The organism is Streptomyces spongiae (assembly GCF_009377185.1).
Taxonomy (GTDB): domain Bacteria; phylum Actinomycetota; class Actinomycetes; order Streptomycetales; family Streptomycetaceae; genus Streptomyces; species Streptomyces spongiae.
In genome coordinates, this window is record NZ_VJZC01000199.1 from 1 (window position 1) to 15,652 (window position 15,652).

General features: G+C 68.0%; 12 protein-coding genes. 10 read left to right on the forward strand and 2 right to left on the reverse strand.

What is annotated here, in order from left to right; all coding sequences use genetic code 11:
• Positions 1-1,710, forward strand: a 1,710-nt coding sequence (locus FNH08_RS24845) for a toxin glutamine deamidase domain-containing protein (RefSeq protein WP_228034319.1), incomplete at its 5' end; no start/stop codon positions are given.
• Positions 1,711-1,743: 33 nt separating this feature from the next.
• The gene (locus FNH08_RS24850; RefSeq protein ID WP_194238594.1) at positions 1,744-3,906 is read left to right on the forward strand and encodes an SUKH-4 family immunity protein; all 2,163 of its coding nucleotides are present in this window, start codon (positions 1,744-1,746) and stop codon (positions 3,904-3,906) included.
• A gap of 172 nt (positions 3,907-4,078) precedes the next feature.
• On the opposite strand, the gene FNH08_RS24855 is transcribed toward FNH08_RS24850, so the two are convergent.
• Complete coding sequence (locus tag FNH08_RS24855) at positions 4,079-4,372, reverse strand: RICIN domain-containing protein (RefSeq protein ID WP_228034320.1); 294 nt, start codon at positions 4,370-4,372, stop codon at positions 4,079-4,081.
• Between the two features lie 601 nt (positions 4,373-4,973).
• Between FNH08_RS24855 and FNH08_RS24860 the strand changes: the two genes are divergently transcribed.
• The 6 genes from FNH08_RS24860 to FNH08_RS24885 all read left to right on the forward strand — a co-directional run bounded on the left by FNH08_RS24860 (position 4,974) and on the right by FNH08_RS24885 (position 13,477).
• Positions 4,974-5,960 (forward strand): HEAT repeat domain-containing protein, encoded by a 987-nt coding sequence (locus FNH08_RS24860; RefSeq protein WP_228034321.1) that lies wholly within the window; start codon positions 4,974-4,976, stop codon positions 5,958-5,960.
• Between the two features lie 483 nt (positions 5,961-6,443).
• A complete protein-coding gene (locus FNH08_RS24865) occupies positions 6,444-8,672 on the forward strand; it encodes an SUKH-4 family immunity protein (RefSeq protein WP_152773780.1) in 2,229 nt (742 codons plus the stop codon).
• A gap of 72 nt (positions 8,673-8,744) precedes the next feature.
• Positions 8,745-9,065 (forward strand): hypothetical protein, encoded by a 321-nt coding sequence (locus FNH08_RS24870; RefSeq protein WP_152773781.1) that lies wholly within the window; start codon positions 8,745-8,747, stop codon positions 9,063-9,065.
• A gap of 115 nt (positions 9,066-9,180) precedes the next feature.
• The gene (locus FNH08_RS24875; protein WP_152773782.1) at positions 9,181-11,178 is read left to right on the forward strand and encodes an ATP-binding protein; all 1,998 of its coding nucleotides are present in this window, start codon (positions 9,181-9,183) and stop codon (positions 11,176-11,178) included.
• 56 nt (positions 11,179-11,234) lie between these two features.
• The gene (locus FNH08_RS24880) at positions 11,235-12,563 is read left to right on the forward strand and encodes an SUKH-4 family immunity protein (RefSeq protein WP_322725311.1); all 1,329 of its coding nucleotides are present in this window, start codon (positions 11,235-11,237) and stop codon (positions 12,561-12,563) included.
• 386 nt (positions 12,564-12,949) lie between these two features.
• The gene (locus FNH08_RS24885) at positions 12,950-13,477 is read left to right on the forward strand and encodes a hypothetical protein (protein WP_228034322.1); all 528 of its coding nucleotides are present in this window, start codon (positions 12,950-12,952) and stop codon (positions 13,475-13,477) included.
• 25 nt (positions 13,478-13,502) lie between these two features.
• Here FNH08_RS24885 and FNH08_RS24890 read toward each other — a convergent pair whose 3' ends face one another.
• The gene (locus FNH08_RS24890) at positions 13,503-13,946 is read right to left on the reverse strand and encodes a hypothetical protein (RefSeq protein WP_152773785.1); all 444 of its coding nucleotides are present in this window, start codon (positions 13,944-13,946) and stop codon (positions 13,503-13,505) included.
• Positions 13,947-14,140: 194 nt separating this feature from the next.
• Between FNH08_RS24890 and FNH08_RS24895 the strand changes: the two genes are divergently transcribed.
• Complete coding sequence (locus FNH08_RS24895) at positions 14,141-14,785, forward strand: hypothetical protein (RefSeq protein ID WP_152773786.1); 645 nt, start codon at positions 14,141-14,143, stop codon at positions 14,783-14,785.
• Between the two features lie 143 nt (positions 14,786-14,928).
• The gene (locus FNH08_RS24900; protein ID WP_152773787.1) at positions 14,929-15,537 is read left to right on the forward strand and encodes a DJ-1/PfpI family protein; all 609 of its coding nucleotides are present in this window, start codon (positions 14,929-14,931) and stop codon (positions 15,535-15,537) included.
• The last annotated feature ends 115 nt before the right edge of the window (positions 15,538-15,652 follow it).

Here is a 15,652-nt window from a genome sequence, read left to right on the forward strand (position 1 = left end):
GACCCGGCGGACGGCCCCTGGGTCCAACGCATCAACGGCGACGGATCCGACACGCCCGGCCGCAACAACAACTGCGCCGACGTGGCCCTGTCGACGGTGGACACGTACGCCGGCAATCCCACGGCCGCCGCGGCCCGTACCCCCGACCCGAACGCCGACGGCACCCCCTCCGACCGCGGCGAGAAGTCAGGCCGCGACCGTATCGAAAACACACTCGGCGCCCGCTTCACCGACCTCGGCAACGGCCGGGACGCCTTCAACCGCCTGGAGAACACCCTCCGCAACAGCGGCCACGGCGCACAGGCCGTCATCATCACCCAGGACGCCAACGGCCGCGCCCACGCCTGGAACGCCGTCAACCACAACGGCCGCGTCACCTACATCGACGCCCAAACGGGCCGCACGAGCCCGAACCCCCTGCACAACGGCAGCAACGGCGTCTTCGCGATTCCACTGGACTCCAACCGGCAGCCCGTTTCACCGGACACAGGCGGCCGGACGCGGCCTGACACGGCACGAGACACCCAGGGTTCCGATCGCCGGGCAGCGGAAACACAGGGCAGCGCGCCGAGGCGGCCGGCCGAGGCTCCGGCAGGCACACCACATGACACTCCGGACAACGCGGACGCCGAGAATCCCGAGCACCCGAAGAACGACCCGGCTCGCACGGAGCACCCGCGCCTAACAGAACCCGAGACCGCCAACTCGACGCATTACGGCATGGCGCCGATGGAACACCAGGCGAGGCTGCGTGAGACGAACGACGTCCGCCAACTGGACATGGGCCCAGTCCACCGGCAGCTCAACGAGTGGCTGAATCCCATCCCGAACGAGAACGGCGACGGTACCCGGGTCCCCCTCGTCGACGCCTTGCGCCAGTGCAGTCCCCCGAACCCCAACGACTCCAAGCACGAACCCGCCATCCTGCGGCATGACGACCTCGTCCGCATACTTCCCGGCTTCGCCGAAATGCATCAGGGGGAACGCGGCGCGGTGGTCGCGTCGCTCGCCCGGTTGAGCCTCAACTTCCATGCGTCACACGGCGTGAGTGCGAGTCCGGAGCACAAGCCCGGCTATCCCGACCACGGCGCACAGGCCCACAAGACCGCGAACTGGAACAGCGCACACCGGCGAGACGACCCGAACGAGTCCGACGACCACGATGCGTTGGAGAAGGCTATCCAGGAGGCCTTCGGCAGGGCAGGGTTCGCCGGGGCGTTGCGAGATGCAGGGGAGCATCATCCAGACTTCACCGGCCGGAATTATGCGGCTGTCGAGGTGTACGATCCAACCAACGGAAAAATCAGCTATGTGGTCGACAGTTCCTATCCGAATCCCGGAGGCGGCGAGTCGGGAAAACACTCGGAAAAGAATATCCTCGACTACCTGGACGACTTGAACAAAGGCCGCGTCGACGGGAAAAAATACGAGCCCCTCAGCATGTACTCTGACCGCGAGCCGTGTGGCAAGGGCCAGGGATACGCGAACTGCGCGAATCTCCTGTCGGAGAAAGTTCCCGGCCTCGATATATTTTACGGCACAGGCTACAGAAAGAACGCCACAGTGGAAGACCCTTCAGAATCGCCGAAGGGCGGCTACAAAAAGCGTTTCGACAAGGACCTGGCCAGGAACATCGTCGCACTCGGTAGGATCTGGACCCGCGCGATGACGGAAGGCGGCTTGGGGAAAAACGCGAACAACTCAGAGTGACACCGGTAAGGAAGAAAGACTCCCCTGATGGCGATGACACCTCCCAGTAGCTCAGTTGACGCCGCGAGCCGCCTGCACGCATGGGTGAACGACCCCTCCCCCAAGCGCGGCTTCCTCTTCGTCGACGGTCCTGCAGGGTCCGGTAAGAGTGCCCTGCTACGGGACTTCGCCGAGGGCACGCCGGGGGCTGTCCTCGTCGATGCCGCAGGTCTCTCGACCGAAGCCGTACTGGACGGCGTGATGCAGTCTCTCGGGGTCTCCTACGGGGATTACCGCGGAGCCCAATTCCTCGCGGAGGAGATCGAGGAACAGGACCCTGAACATTCCTTGGTCCTCGTATCCAATACGCAGTGGGCCGGACGGACCCGATCGACCACCGAGCCCTGGCACACCGCCGAACACCTCGCGGGCACCCTGGGAATCGATTTCAAGACGACCGGTGTCAGGTTTGTCATCGAGCTTGACAGTACCGTCCATGACCTGAGTCCGCGGAACCGTGACCCCCTTCTGCTCACCGCCCCACCGAACATTCCTCATGCGGAAGTCAACTCGCTGCCTCACAGGTGGCGCAGCGCCGTCCTGGCCCTGGCACTGGCCGAGCCTCGGCGGGTGCGGTTCGAGGAATGGCAGATGCTCTGCTCCGCTCTCGACGCAGAGTTCGAAAGGGCTGAACTGGAGGCGCTAGCCGACGAGTTGGCCTTCATAACAGTTGCGGACGACGACCTGCCGGTGTCACTGACGTACGATTCCGACGCCCTTGAACTGCGCGGCGATTGTCCGCCCGAGGAATTCCAGGCGTTCCAGAACGCCGTGGTCGACCGCCTGTTCGCCTGCACGGGGAACGATCCGCTCACGGACTACCTTGCGCGGGCCCTGCCCGCCCATGCCGCCGCGGCAGGCCGCCTCGAGGAACTCCTCTCCGTCCCCGAGAGGCTCGCCAAGTGCCACCACACCGCCTTGATCGAGGCGCTGCCCGTCGCCTTCCCCGACGGAGTCCCCGCCGGTACGTTCGCGGCAGACCTGCACTACCTGGACAACCTCGGAGTTGCCCCTTCCTCACACGCGGAGTGGCTCTCTCTCCTCCACCTCGTCGCGCTCAGTCAGGGCGACACGGAACGGGCACGCACATTGACGGACTCCGCCGGTACGCTGCCCTGGCGAACCGTCTGGACCAATTGGCGCGCACCGGGCCGTCTGAGTCGGTGTGGCCCCCGAATCTCCGCGGTCAAACGTCTCAGCGCCGATGCATCCACCCATACCGTCACCAGCGCCCTCGCGGATGGCAGGAGTCTGACCTGGAATACGGTCACAGGGTGTCCAGCGGCACCAGGCAGTCACAACGACCCTCCCGGGACAGTTGACGGCATCACGCCCACGTCTCTCTGGCGAGCCGACGACCCTTCGTGGAACCTCCTCAGGCTCCGCCTCAGCGCCACCCCATCGGTTCTGCGCGCCGTGCAGGCACCGAGTGTGCGGGATGCCGCCTGTGTCGACCATCTGGTGGTCATGGCCGGTAACCGCGGTCTCTACGCCATCGAGCCCGATCCCCATCACGCGGACAGCGCCCCCCTGCGCCCGCTCCCCGCCGTCGGACCGCGCTGCAAGATCACACCGCGTCCTTTTGACGAGGCCGCCTGCCGCCCCACCCCCGACCGGGTACGTGAAATCTTCGGCGATGACGCCGTTGCGACGATCCCGGCCCAGCAGCTGCCTCAGGGCCTCACCCACGAGGCCACCCGACGTTTCCTCACCGAAGTCGGGATCCCCTCCGTATGGGGCTTCTACAGCCTCAACACACACAACGTCCTGGGCACAGGCCTCGACGAGCACAGCTGGGAAGGCACCAAGGAATTCCAAACACCCGTGGGTGACGGTCCGTTCTACGACTTGGGCACCTGGATCGGCGGTGTCCTGTTGCTTGACGGACCCACCGGCCGCGTACTGCGTCAAACACGGCCGCAGGCTGTCGACGGCGACCATCCTGGCGATCCCCTGGCGGGTTCCTCGCTCGCCTCGTTCGTCGCCATGGTCTGCCTGCAGTGGGAGTACATGCTCGCCTACACCACGTCCGGCGGTCTCGACGGCGCGGATCTGCTGGCCGAACTCACCACATGGCTGTCCGCCCTCGACCCGGCCGCGGCGGCTACCAGGAACTGGGGCCACGTGCTGGACGAGGACAACTTCTACTATCTGTGAGCCGCAAGGGCGGAGGGCGAGTGTCGGCACGCTGCCCGCAACGGCAAGAGGCTGCGCAGCTGACTGCCCAAGTTGGGCGCCCCCCAACCGTCGTTGGCGGCCACCCGCTGATTGACCAGCACGCTTCAGGTGGCACTCCCCGCGTTGGGACAGCGCACGTGCTCGTTCGGAGTCATCCCTGGTCCTCTGACGAGGGGTAGATCCGCCACAGCTGGGAGAGGTTCGGTCCGCCCCACATGCGGGTCAGGCCTACCAGCCGGTCGTTGACCTGGAGGTGGTCGGCGATGGCCAGGGCGTAGCGCTGGTGCACGACCGAGACCATGTAGAAGTCATTGCCCCGCTCTGCGTGGGAGACCAGCCGCCAGTGCTGGTTGAGGCTGTCTGTGCGTTCTCGAAGGGTCACGGTGCCGGGCGGGTTGGCCCCTGCGGTGAGGCAGCGGTGGTTGGCGTACGACTCGATGCGCACGGTGCCGTCGGCGTTCTGCCGCAGGAACCACCGGTGCGAGTTGTTGTCCTTGGCGAACGGGTCCTGTGCCCAAGTCTGGGTGTGGTTGCCGACTGTTCACAGGAGAGGGCTCTCCTGAAACTCAGCGTAAGCAGCCGGCTGTTGCTCCACAGCGTGGCGAATCGGTCGTTTCGCGAGGCCAGAGCCTGTCTGAGAGGTCTCGAACGTGTGGGCGGCGCTACTCGAACCACCTGACCGAGAGTCACCCACATGTCGCGCACGCCGGCGCAACGATGTGGCAGCACACCGCTGGATTCGAAAGTACAGGATGAACGCCACGCGGCAGGCGAGAACGGCAAGAACGAGAAACTCGACAGGCGTCCCGTCGAGGCGGCTGTCTCATACGTTTCCTGTCGCTTTGAGCTCGTAGCTTCGGTCACCCGAAGCAGGACACTTCAACAAAATCGTGTTACGAGCTCGTAGGGATTACGGCAGGTCGGCATTACCTGCAGCAGGGATTTCCGGTGACGTCGCACCGCGGGCTCCGCCGACGCCAAGTCGAGACCGAACCCAGCAGTTAGAGTTCTTCGCCTATCACGGAACCGCAATTGAGGTGTGCCCCATGCCCGAGCCCATCGGCTCTCTCATTCGCGACCTCTCTGGCAAGGACCGCACCCGTCGGGCAGCCGCGGAGGACAGCCTGGTTGCACTTGGGCCCCAGGTCGTCGATTACCTGCTACCGCTTCTCCGCGACGGCCGGCCCAGGGGTCTTCGCCTCCGCGCCGAGTCCGTTTTGAGTCGCTTGGGAGACGAGGCGCTGCCCCGCCTCAGAGAGATCCGGTGCCACGGTCCCGGGCATCTGCGGAGCTCGGCTCTCAGGGTCATCGCCGACGTGAGGGGCGAGCAAGGGCTCGGCTTCGTCGACCGCCGTGCCGTCGAACGGCTCGTACGGGTCAAGTTGCTGTCCGAGCGCCCGGTAATGCTGCCGCCCGAGAGCCGTTGGATGGCCTTCCCAGCAGTCCAACTCGACGCTGTCGTGTCCGCGCTCGGGCTGCGTGATCTCCGGGCTGCCACCACCGTCATGGGACTGGCTGCCACCGAGGCCGCAACCGCCCACGACGCAATGGAGATCGAAACACCACACGGCAAGAAGGAGACGGTCTATCGGGTCTTCATCACGCCCCGGTTCGGTAACTGGCGCCTTTTGTACGGCAACTCGTTCCTGGACGCACTCGGAGGTGACTATCTCACCGAGAAGGCCAGTCGGCAGCGCGGCGAAGCCCACTTCTATTCCATCGACACGTACCACGACACCCACGCCTGGTGTGTCGCCCGAAATGGCCATGTGGTGCGCCACCATGCCACTTGGGGGGAACCGGAGTGGGAAGGGGAGGCACTGCCATTCGAAGTTGACTACCTCGAAGGCAGGACCTGGATCGATCCGTCGCAGATCGGTACGCGAGGTGTGATCGATGCGAACGTCGCAGCCCGTCATCTGTCCGTCGATGTCGGCTTCATGCTCGAGAGCGAGACACACGGGCACGGGTGGCTGGCTACCACATCCCCCGAATCACCCAACTCACACTTCAAGGGTGCCTTGCCCATTTGACCTATGGATTCGGCGGCGTTCAGCACTCGCCGACGGTGTGCGGGTCCGAGTCGTTGATCAAGAGTTTCCCCGGCCCGACACCCTCTGCGGAATCGCGTCGTCTACCAGGCGCACTGCCTCACGCACCACGCCCTGAGGGCAATGGGCCGATCTGGGGCTTGTGCGCCCCTCTCGGGGTCGAGGCGTCGGTACGGCAACTGACCGAGCTCGCGGACTCGGGCGCTCGCTGCGGGCCCGCTGGTCTTCGAAGTTGAACGATGTGGGCTTTGTCGACGTCAACATGGAGGCCTTCGCTCGCGAGGATGTGACACTTCAGCGCCGAGGGTCACATCCAGCCTGTCGCCACGTCATGGATGTGGCCGCCACCCGCGTCACCGACCGCCTGGCGTTCCGAGAACCCGAGGGTCAGGGCACGGACCGCCGACCGGGTCTCATCACCCCGGAGTTCGAGAAGTGGCACTCGCTAGGATAGGGGTCCGCACTATGTCGGAAGGCGGCTTGCGGGACACCGAGCGCAGCAGAAAGCAAGTGGGACTGTTAGCCACGATGCACGACCAACGTAGAGCACAAGAAATCAGCACTCACATTCGCTCGCGGGTGGGTGACTCTTCTGCCACACGCGGCTTCCTGTTCGTGAACGGCCCCTCCGTCGCCGGGAAAACGGATATCCTCCGGAACATCGCCGAGACCACTCCGGAGGCATTCCTGCTGGATGCAGCCAGCCTCTCCACCGAGGAGGTGATGGCCGGCGTGATGCGGGTCCTCGGCGTCTCGTACGGGGGCTACAGGGACGCCCACTCCCTCGTCAACGACGTCAGGGACCAGCGACTGAGCCGTACCGTCCTGGTGGCGAACATCCAATGGGCCGGGCGGACTCGCAGTACCACCGAACCACAACGTATCGGGGATCTCCTCGCACGGGGCCTCGGCAATCCGTACAAGAAGACCGGCGTCAAAGTCGTCCTCGAAGTCGACAGTGGTGTCCACCCGCTCAGCACCTGGATCCGGTCCCCCCTGACTTTGGCGCCTCCTCCTGACGTCGTCCGGCTGGATGTTCACTCCCTGTCCGCCGGCCACCGCACCGCCGTCCAGGCGCTCGCCTTGGCCGAACCTCGCAGCCTGCGTTTCGAGGAGTGGAGCGAGCTCTGCTCCGTCGTCGGCTCCGAGTTCGATGTGTCAGAACTGCGCACGATCGCGGACGCGCTGGAATGCGTGTGTGTGGATGACGCCAGCGATCTGCCCGTAGCACTTACCCACGAGTCCGATGCGCACGGGCTACGGAGCGAGGTTCCTGCCGAAGAGTTCCGCGCCTTTCACCACGCTGTCGTGGACCGGGGGCTCATGTGTGGCGATGACGATCCGCTTGCCGACTATCTGACCCGGGCCCTGCCTGCCCACGCCGCCTCGGCGGGCCGCTTCGAAGAACTCCTGTCCACCCCCCGCACACTCGCCCGGTGCGCCCACTCCGCTTTGCTGGAAGCACTGCCCCTCGCATTTCCGGACGGCGTCCCCGCGGGCACGTTCTCCGCGGATCTGCATTACCTCGACAAACTTGGCGTAGCACCGTCCTCCCATGCCGAATGGTTGTCGATCCTGCATCTCCTGGCCATGAGCCAGGGCGATCCGGAGAGGGCGCGCGGGTTGACGGAATCCGCCGGCCCGCTGCCATGGCGGTCCGTCTGGTCCAACTGGCGTGCCCCCGGCCGTCTCCACACCTGTGGCCCCTGGATCGACGCCATTGACGACCTGCGGGCCGGCGCCGCAGGCTCCACGGTGACCAGTGTCAGCCTGAACGGCGAGAAGCACACCTGGCAAGCGGGCACCGGACAGCTCTCCGAGCCGAGCACCGAACGGGACGATACGAAGACACCGGCCGACGGCCCTACGCCGCGGACCGTTTGGCGGGCGGAACCGTCCTGGAACCTGGTCCGCCTCGAACTCGCCACTGATCCGACGGTGTCCCGCGTGGTGCAGGCGCCCAAGATCCAGGTTGCGGCCTGTGTCGGCGATCTAGTGGTGATGGGCGGGGACCGTGGCCTCTACGCCGTCGAAGCCGACCCTCACGTCACCGAGAGCGGCCCGCACCTGCGTCCGCTGCCGGCTGTCGGCCCTCGCGGGACGATCACTCCGCGTCCCTTCGACGAGGCGGCCTGTCGCCCCACTCGGGCACGTGTACTCGACGTTTTCAGCAGGGAAACGGCGCCCACACTGGCCATTCACCAGTTGCCCTCCGGCCTGACACACGACCCGACCCGGCATTTTCTCACCGAAGTGGGCTTCCCCGCCGTCTCCAACTTCTACAGCCTCGACACCCACCATCTCCTCGGGACCGGCCTCGTGGAGCACACCTGGGAAGGAACAAAGGAGTTCGATACGCTCGTCGGCGACGGCCCGCTCTACGAACTGGGCACGTGGATCGGCGGTGTCCTCCTCCTGGACGGCCCAACCGGCCGCGTGCTGCGCCAGACGCGACCAAACGCAGTCGACGGCGACCATCCCGGCGATCCCCTGGCGGGCTCCTCCCTCGCCTCGTTCGTCGCGATGGTGTGCCTGCAGTGGGAGTACATGCTCGCCTACACCACATCCGGCGGACTCGACAGCGCGGACCTGCTGACCGAACTCACCGCATGGATGTCCGCCCTCGACCCGACCGCGGCGTCCACCAGGAACTGGGGCCACGTACTGGACTCGGACAACTTCTCCTACCTGTGAGTCCGCGTGCGCGCGGGAAGACTGCTCCAACACGCTGCCCGATTCGACCATCATGACAAGGAGACCAGCTCCATGACCGCGGACCACCCTGCTCCACCCACCACTCCCGAGCAAGCCCTCGCCATCGTCCGCAGCCGCTACGCCCAGCCCAAGTTGCCCGACGGGACTGCGGCGCCCATGCACGTCCACGAATTCGACATCGGCTACCTGGTGTACGCGACCTTCCCGCCCACCACCGACGCCACGGGCCGGCCGCGCCCCTCAGCCCCGGGCGGCAGCAAGATCGTGGTCGCGAAGGACACGGGTGAGACCGTGACAGTCCCCAACTACCCGACCGAGGCGGCCATCGCCCTGTACCGCAAGCAGCAGCAGGCGCGGCGGCCGAACCCGTAGCGAAGGCCGAGCGGCCGAGTCACAAGACATCGCCCTCACCCCCACCCGCAAGTCTCGGCCACCCTAAGATCGACGTCGTACGGAATGAGTCCGCAATTGGCGGAGGACGGGGATCATGACCGGCTCGACCGAGCACACCGAGGACACCCAGGACTTCGCACCGCACCCCCACATAGGCGGCCGCACCGCCGCCTTGCGCGCGCTGGCAGCGTGGCGCGGGGCCGCCCCCGGCGCGCCGCGCGTGGTCGTGCTCACCGGCAGCTCGGGCAGCGGGCGTTCGCGGCTGCTCACCGGGTTTCTGATGCTGTGCGAGCCGGAGTACCGCAAGCGGCTGCCGCTTCACGAGATGGATCCGTCCACGGTGCCACCGGAGTTGCCCGCCCCGGCCGTGCCCACCGCCGACGGGCTGACCGCCGCGCAGGGGCTGTGGCTGCTCGCCGACCACTTCGAGCTGGACGCCACCAGCACCGCGGAGGTGTACACGGAGCTGGCCGCGCTCGACGAGCCGGTGACCGTCGTCGTACCGGACGTCGACCGGGCCGGTCCGGTACGGGCCACGGACGAACCCGCACGGCTCGTACGCGAGGTCCTCACCCCTCTCGCCGCCACCGAGACCGTCCGGCTGCTGGCCGAGGTGCCGCGTCCGCTGGCCGTCGAGTTGGCATCCGGGTTGGCGGACGTCCTGCCGCCCGGCACCGTGCAGGTCATCGACCTCGACGAACCGGAGTGGGCCGACCCCGTGGGGCTGGTGCTGCACGCCCAGGCGGCGCTCAACCCGGAGTTCGGCGCGCCCGAGCTGCCGTTCACCGTCGATCCCGCTGCCCGGCTCGCCCTGGGGGCGGCCATCGGGCGCCGGGCCGGGGGCAGTCCGCTGGTCGTGCAGCTCGCCGTGCATTGCATTCTCATGGCTCCCGAGGGCTTCGACCCCGCCGACGAGAGCCTGTTGCCGACCTCCGTCGGCGAAGCCCTCGACCTGCACGCCCGGCGGCTCGGCGCCGACCCGCAGACGCTACGGCTGATGCTGGCGCCGCTCGCCCTCGCCGAGGCCGACGGCATCCCCGCCCACCTGTGGGCGCGACTGGCGAGCGCGGTCGCCGGACAGGACATGAGCCAGGCCTTCGCCGCAGGGATGCTGCTCGCCGGACCCTTCGTCCAGCCCGAGGAGGTGGCGGACGCGGAGGACCAGCAGGAGGGCAACACTCGTACGCTGCTCCGGCTGCTGCACCCGGGCGTCGGCGACGAGATCCGCGCCGGTCTTCCCAACGTCCGTGCCGCTCAGACACAGATCGCGATGACGCTGCTGGAGGCCGTGCCCGAGCAGGACTGGGGCCGGGCCGACCCCTACGTACGCGACCACATCGCGGGCCACACCCTGGAGGCGGGTCTGCTGCCCCAACTCCTCACGGACCCGGGGTTGTTCGTCCACGCCGATCCGGTGCCGCTGCGGGCCGCCATCGAGGCCGTACCGACCGAGGAGCTCGGCGCACCGGCCCGTACGTACCTCCGCACCGCACCCATGCTGACCCGCACCGAGGCTCCTGCCACACTGCGCGCCGCGCTGCTCGAGACCGCGTTCGTCGAGGACGGTCTGCCCGAGTACGCGGATGCCATACGCAGTCGGCTCGGCGTCGAACTGCCGTGGCAGACCCTGTGGAGCCTGCCCGTTGTCGGGGTCAGCGGTGTGACTGTCGGCAGTCTGCCCCGGCCGGAGGGGCCCGCCGTCTCGGTCGCCGTTCTCGCCGTGCCCGCGGACACGCCTGGCGCACACCCGGTCGGTGAGGCAGGCGGTGAGAACGAGGCGGGGCGTTCCGCGGTGCTCGTCCACGGTCTCGTACGCCCCGACGACCTGGGTGATGCCGCTCCCGCTCCCGATCCCACGCTGATCGTTCGCCCCACCGAGGAGGAGCGTGCCGCCGCCCCGCTGGGGCTGAGCCGCGGTGCCGACTACCTACGTGTCTGGGACCGGGCGAGTCAGGAGGTCGTGGCCGCATTGATCTCCGACGTTCCCTTCACCGCCGCGGACCTCTCCCCCGACGGCATCCTCCTCATCGCCACCGAGCGCGGGGCCAAGGCCCTCCGCATCGGGTCGGCGGCCCCGGCGATAGCCTCGTAGACGCACTGCACACGCCCCTCCCGCCTCTCGACCGACCACCTCGAAGGAGCCTCCCCGTGACCAGCCAGGAGCAGGCGCTCGCCGTCGCCGACCGTTGGCTCAACCCGGAAGGTTCTGCGGAGCCGCGCCGCGAGGTCAGGATGCAGGAGTTCGACCTGGGCTGGGTCGTGTGGGCCGCGCCCGCGGCGCCCGAGGTCGACGCCGAGACCGGGGAGCGCCGGCCGCCCGCCGAGATCGGCAACGCGTGCGGGGTCGTGGACCGCCGGACCGGCGAGCTGACGGTCTGGCCGTCGGTGCCGGTCGACGAGGTCGTGCGGATGTACCGGCAGAAGCACGGGGGCGACGCACAGGGCGGAGGGTCCTCGGCCGGTGCCCGTCCGGTCACCGGCCCCGGCAACACCGCCGTCTTCACCTACGTCGACCCGGCAAACGGCGAGGAGACCACCCTCTTCCGCAACTCCGGCCCGGGCCTGCCCCCCGCCGAGTACCAGGCATGGGCAGACCTCCGGCAGCTGAACGTACCCGTCGACAACGTCCTCGGCGTCCACACCGACCTGCGTCCCAGCCTGCTCCCCGGCGGCTACACCGCCGAACTCCTCAACACCTTCCCCAACGCCCAGCTCTCCTGCTCACAGGGCTACGGTGCCCTTCCCGAGACGCGCGCGGAGGGCATCGCGGCGCTGGTCGAGCAGGTCGAGACGATGCACCGGATGGCCGGCCAGCAGCCGCCGCCCCGCCCGCACCGCGTCCCCGTTCCGGCCCAGGTGACGCCCGCGGAGCCGCTGCGTGACGCGGCCCTCGGCCGCCACCTCGTCGATGTCTTCGGTGAGGACCGCGTACGTCGCTACGACGCCGACGACATCGCCGAGAGCCCGCTGCCCGAGACCACCAAGGCCACGCTCACCTGGGCGGGGCTCCCCGCCGACCTTCCCCTCTTCTTCACCGCCGACCGGCCCGACGCGCCGCCGGCCGGCGGCCTGTTCACCGATGTCGCCACGAATCTGCGCGAGCGCCGCAGCCCGGCCGGCGAGGAGAAGATCGGCGTCCTGGCGCACCTGTCCCGGATCGGCTTCGACGGCGTCGCGATGATCGCGGTGCAGTGCCTGCCCGGTACTACGGAACCGGACGGCCTCGGCGCGGTGTGGGCGGTCGACCCGGTCACCGCCGCCGCCCGCTATGTCAACATCTCCGCCGCCGCCTTCGCCCGTTCCCTCGCCGAGCTCGCCACGGCACGGCAGCGGATGCAGGGCCTGGACCCGGTGGCTGCGGGGGGCGAAGTGGCGGCGCTGCAGGAGCAGTTGGCGGCCGTCGACGCGTCCGCGCTCGGGAACGCGGAGACGTGGTGGTCGCTGATCGTCGAGCAGATGTGGCACGGGTTGTTCTGAGCGCGGTGGGGCCGGGATGCCCAGGGTGCGCTGCCCTGTCCTGGCCCCTTTCCGTACGTACTCGGGTGCCCTTCACGCAGCCCGCTCGGTCTCCGACGGGCCCCTCCTGATCTCACTGATAGCTTGCTTTTCCTGTCAGTTCACTCCGTGGGGAATCGATGAGCCAGCCGCCGTTCCAGCCGCCACCGCCGCCACCCCAGCCGCCTCAGCAGCCGCCCCAAGCGCCTCAGAACGCCTACAACCCGTACAGCCAGCCTGCGCCGCCGCAGCAACCGCCACAGCAACCTCCGCAGCAGCAATCGGGGTTCGGTCCTCCGCCCGTCCCTGGGCAGCCGCCGGCGCAACCCGGCCCTCCGCCTGTCCCGGGGCAGCCGCCGATGCAGCCGATGCAGCCCGGAATGCCGTACGCGGCACCCCCCTTCGGGCACCACCCCACCACGCCCGGCACTGGCAACACAGGCAACGCGGTCGGCGCGATCCTCCTCGGGTTCCTCGTCTCGTTCGTCGTCTCGCTGGTCTACGTCGGCATCAACATGGCCACGTACAAGGAGCAGTCGAGCGCCGTCAGCAACATCCTCTACCTCCTGCATGCCCTTCTCAACGGAGCGGCCGTCGGGGCCTTGGCCGGCACGGTGGGCAGGGGCAGCAACGGAGCCCGGGTCGGTGCCGCCATCATCGCCGCGCTCGGCGTCTTCTTCGGCTACACCAACACCGTCGTGAGCCTCTTCCTCAGGGACGGGTCACTCATGCCCCTGAAGTACATGCTGGAGGACGACCCTCTGTACCCGGCCAAGGCATGGTTCGACACACAAGGCGGAGGAGTCGACTGGATCTCCCTGCTCGGCCTCCCGCTCGCCGCCGCCACTGCTTGGGGCCTCGCCCACCTCATCGGCAACAAGGGCCGCACGGCCTGACTCCGCCGCGCTTCGTGCCCCGCTGTCAGTAGAGCGAGAACCCGCCGCTGTGCCGCCCCGGGTTCTTCTTGCCGGTCTGTGACGAGGAATCACCCTCCGAGCGCCTCGGCTCGGAGGCCCTCGGGGCCGGGCCAGAGCCACCGCTCGGCGGCGCCTCGCCGCTCCTGATCTGCTCGCGCTCCTCCTCGGAGAGCGACTCCCACTTCCCCCGCAGGGACGCCATGCCACCGCTCCCCAGCGCGCGTGCCATCGCGGGGTCGTCCAGGGCGTCGCGCAGGGCGAGGCGGCCGGAGAGCAGCCTCTTCGCCGCGTCCTGCATCTCCTTGCTCGCGCCGCCTTCGGTTTCGGACAGCTTGCGCAGGGCGGAGTTCAGGGAACGTAGCTGCCCCGGTTCCAGCGCTTCGTCCAGCACCCCGCGCTCCGGCGAAGGACCGTTCGGGTTCGGGGAGTTCTCGGGCCGGCTGGTCATCTCGCGACTCCTCGTCTCAACTCGCTTGGCGTCCCTCGCAGTATCTCTCGCAGTATCCCCCGCCTCCGGAGCCGACGCAGTGGCGCACCCTCCCCTCCGTGCCCACAGACACGGGTGCCATGCTGACTGAGCCCATCGGCCGCAGAGGAAGCCAAGCGTCCCAGGAAGCCGCAGAGAAGAAGGACGGCATTGTCATGTCCCGAACGCAAAGCACTGGAAAAGACAGTTCCGCAGCGGGCCTCGTCGGCAGAGCCTTCGGCCGCCTCGGGCGCGCGGGCGGCCTGGTCTTCCTCATCGCGGGCCTCGCCCTGAGCGGATGGGGCGCGTACGAGGGGGCGTACGCGGCGGGTTGGGCGGGCACGCACGGCACCCTGACGGTGAAGCAGTGCGAGGTGAGCTACCCGAACAACGCCTCCCGAAGCAGCCGCAAGAACCGCCGCCCCATCCGTTGCACCGGCACCTTCGTCTCCGAGAACGGCAAGAGCAAGGACACCAACGCCGCGGTGCAGCTCAGGCAACGCTTCGCGCAGGGCACCGAGTTGTCGGTGCAGCAGACGGACGCGCCCACGTCGGCTGCCGCCGGGGACGGGGACTACATCCAGAGCGGCATGGACCGAGCCTGGCGCTACTTCGGCGCCTTCTTCGGCGGCTGGGTCCTCACGGGCCTCGGCATCTTCTGCCTCGCCACGGGTTACGCCCCGTTCGGCAACAGCCGCATCTCGTACGACGCGGCGTGGGAGGCGTCGGGGCGTGGACTGACGCGCCCGGTCCTGCTGGGGATGATCGGCGTGGGCATCGTCGGGGCCGGGGTGTCGTTCCTGGTCAGCTACTTCTTCTGATACCTCTGCCGAGCATGCCACCAACCGCTGATTGGCTCTCGACCCGGAACAGGGCACCAGGGAGACTGCGGATCTGAGCCGTACTTGGAGGAGTTGTAAGGCGTTGTAGGGAGTTGCAGGGAGTTGTGATGCAGGGAGTTGCGATGCAGGTAGCCGTGGTCACCTTCGACGGGTTCAACGAGCTCGACAGCTTCATCGCCTCCGCGCTGATCAACCGTTGCCGCAAGGACGGTCTGGAAGCCTTCATCACGACACCGACGCCAGTGGTCAGGTCGATGAACGGCGTCGAGGTGACGGGGCAGCGCCCGATGGAGTTCGTGACCGAGGCCGACGTCGTGCTGATCGGTAGCGGGGTGAAGGCACGAGAGGTGGTCGCCGACGACCGGCTGATCTCCAGGCTGCGGCTCGACCCTTCGCGACAGCTGATCGGTGCGCAGTGCTCCGGCGCGCTGGTGCTCGCCCGGCTCGGGTTGCTGCGTGGCATGCCGGCTTGCACGGACATGAAGAGCCGACCCTTTGTCGAAGCCTGCGACGTCACCGTGCTGGACGCGCCGTTCCACGCCGAGGGGAACATCGCTACGGCGGGCGGTTGCCTGGCGTCGCAGTATCTCGCCACGTGGGTGATCACCCGAACGCTCGGCGAGGACGCCGCACGCGACGTCATCGACTACGTGGCTCCGGTCGGCGAGAACCAGGAGACTGTCGAGCGGGCCATGCGTGCCGTCCACACGGGCGAGGTCGCACTGCGCTGACACAGCAAGGTCAACCGCACTCACCGCCCCCAGCCCGTCAACACCCTGCCTGCTGGGGGCGCGGAAATGTTCCCTACACTCCGCCCATGTCGTTCTCCCCCGAGCACTTCCCCTC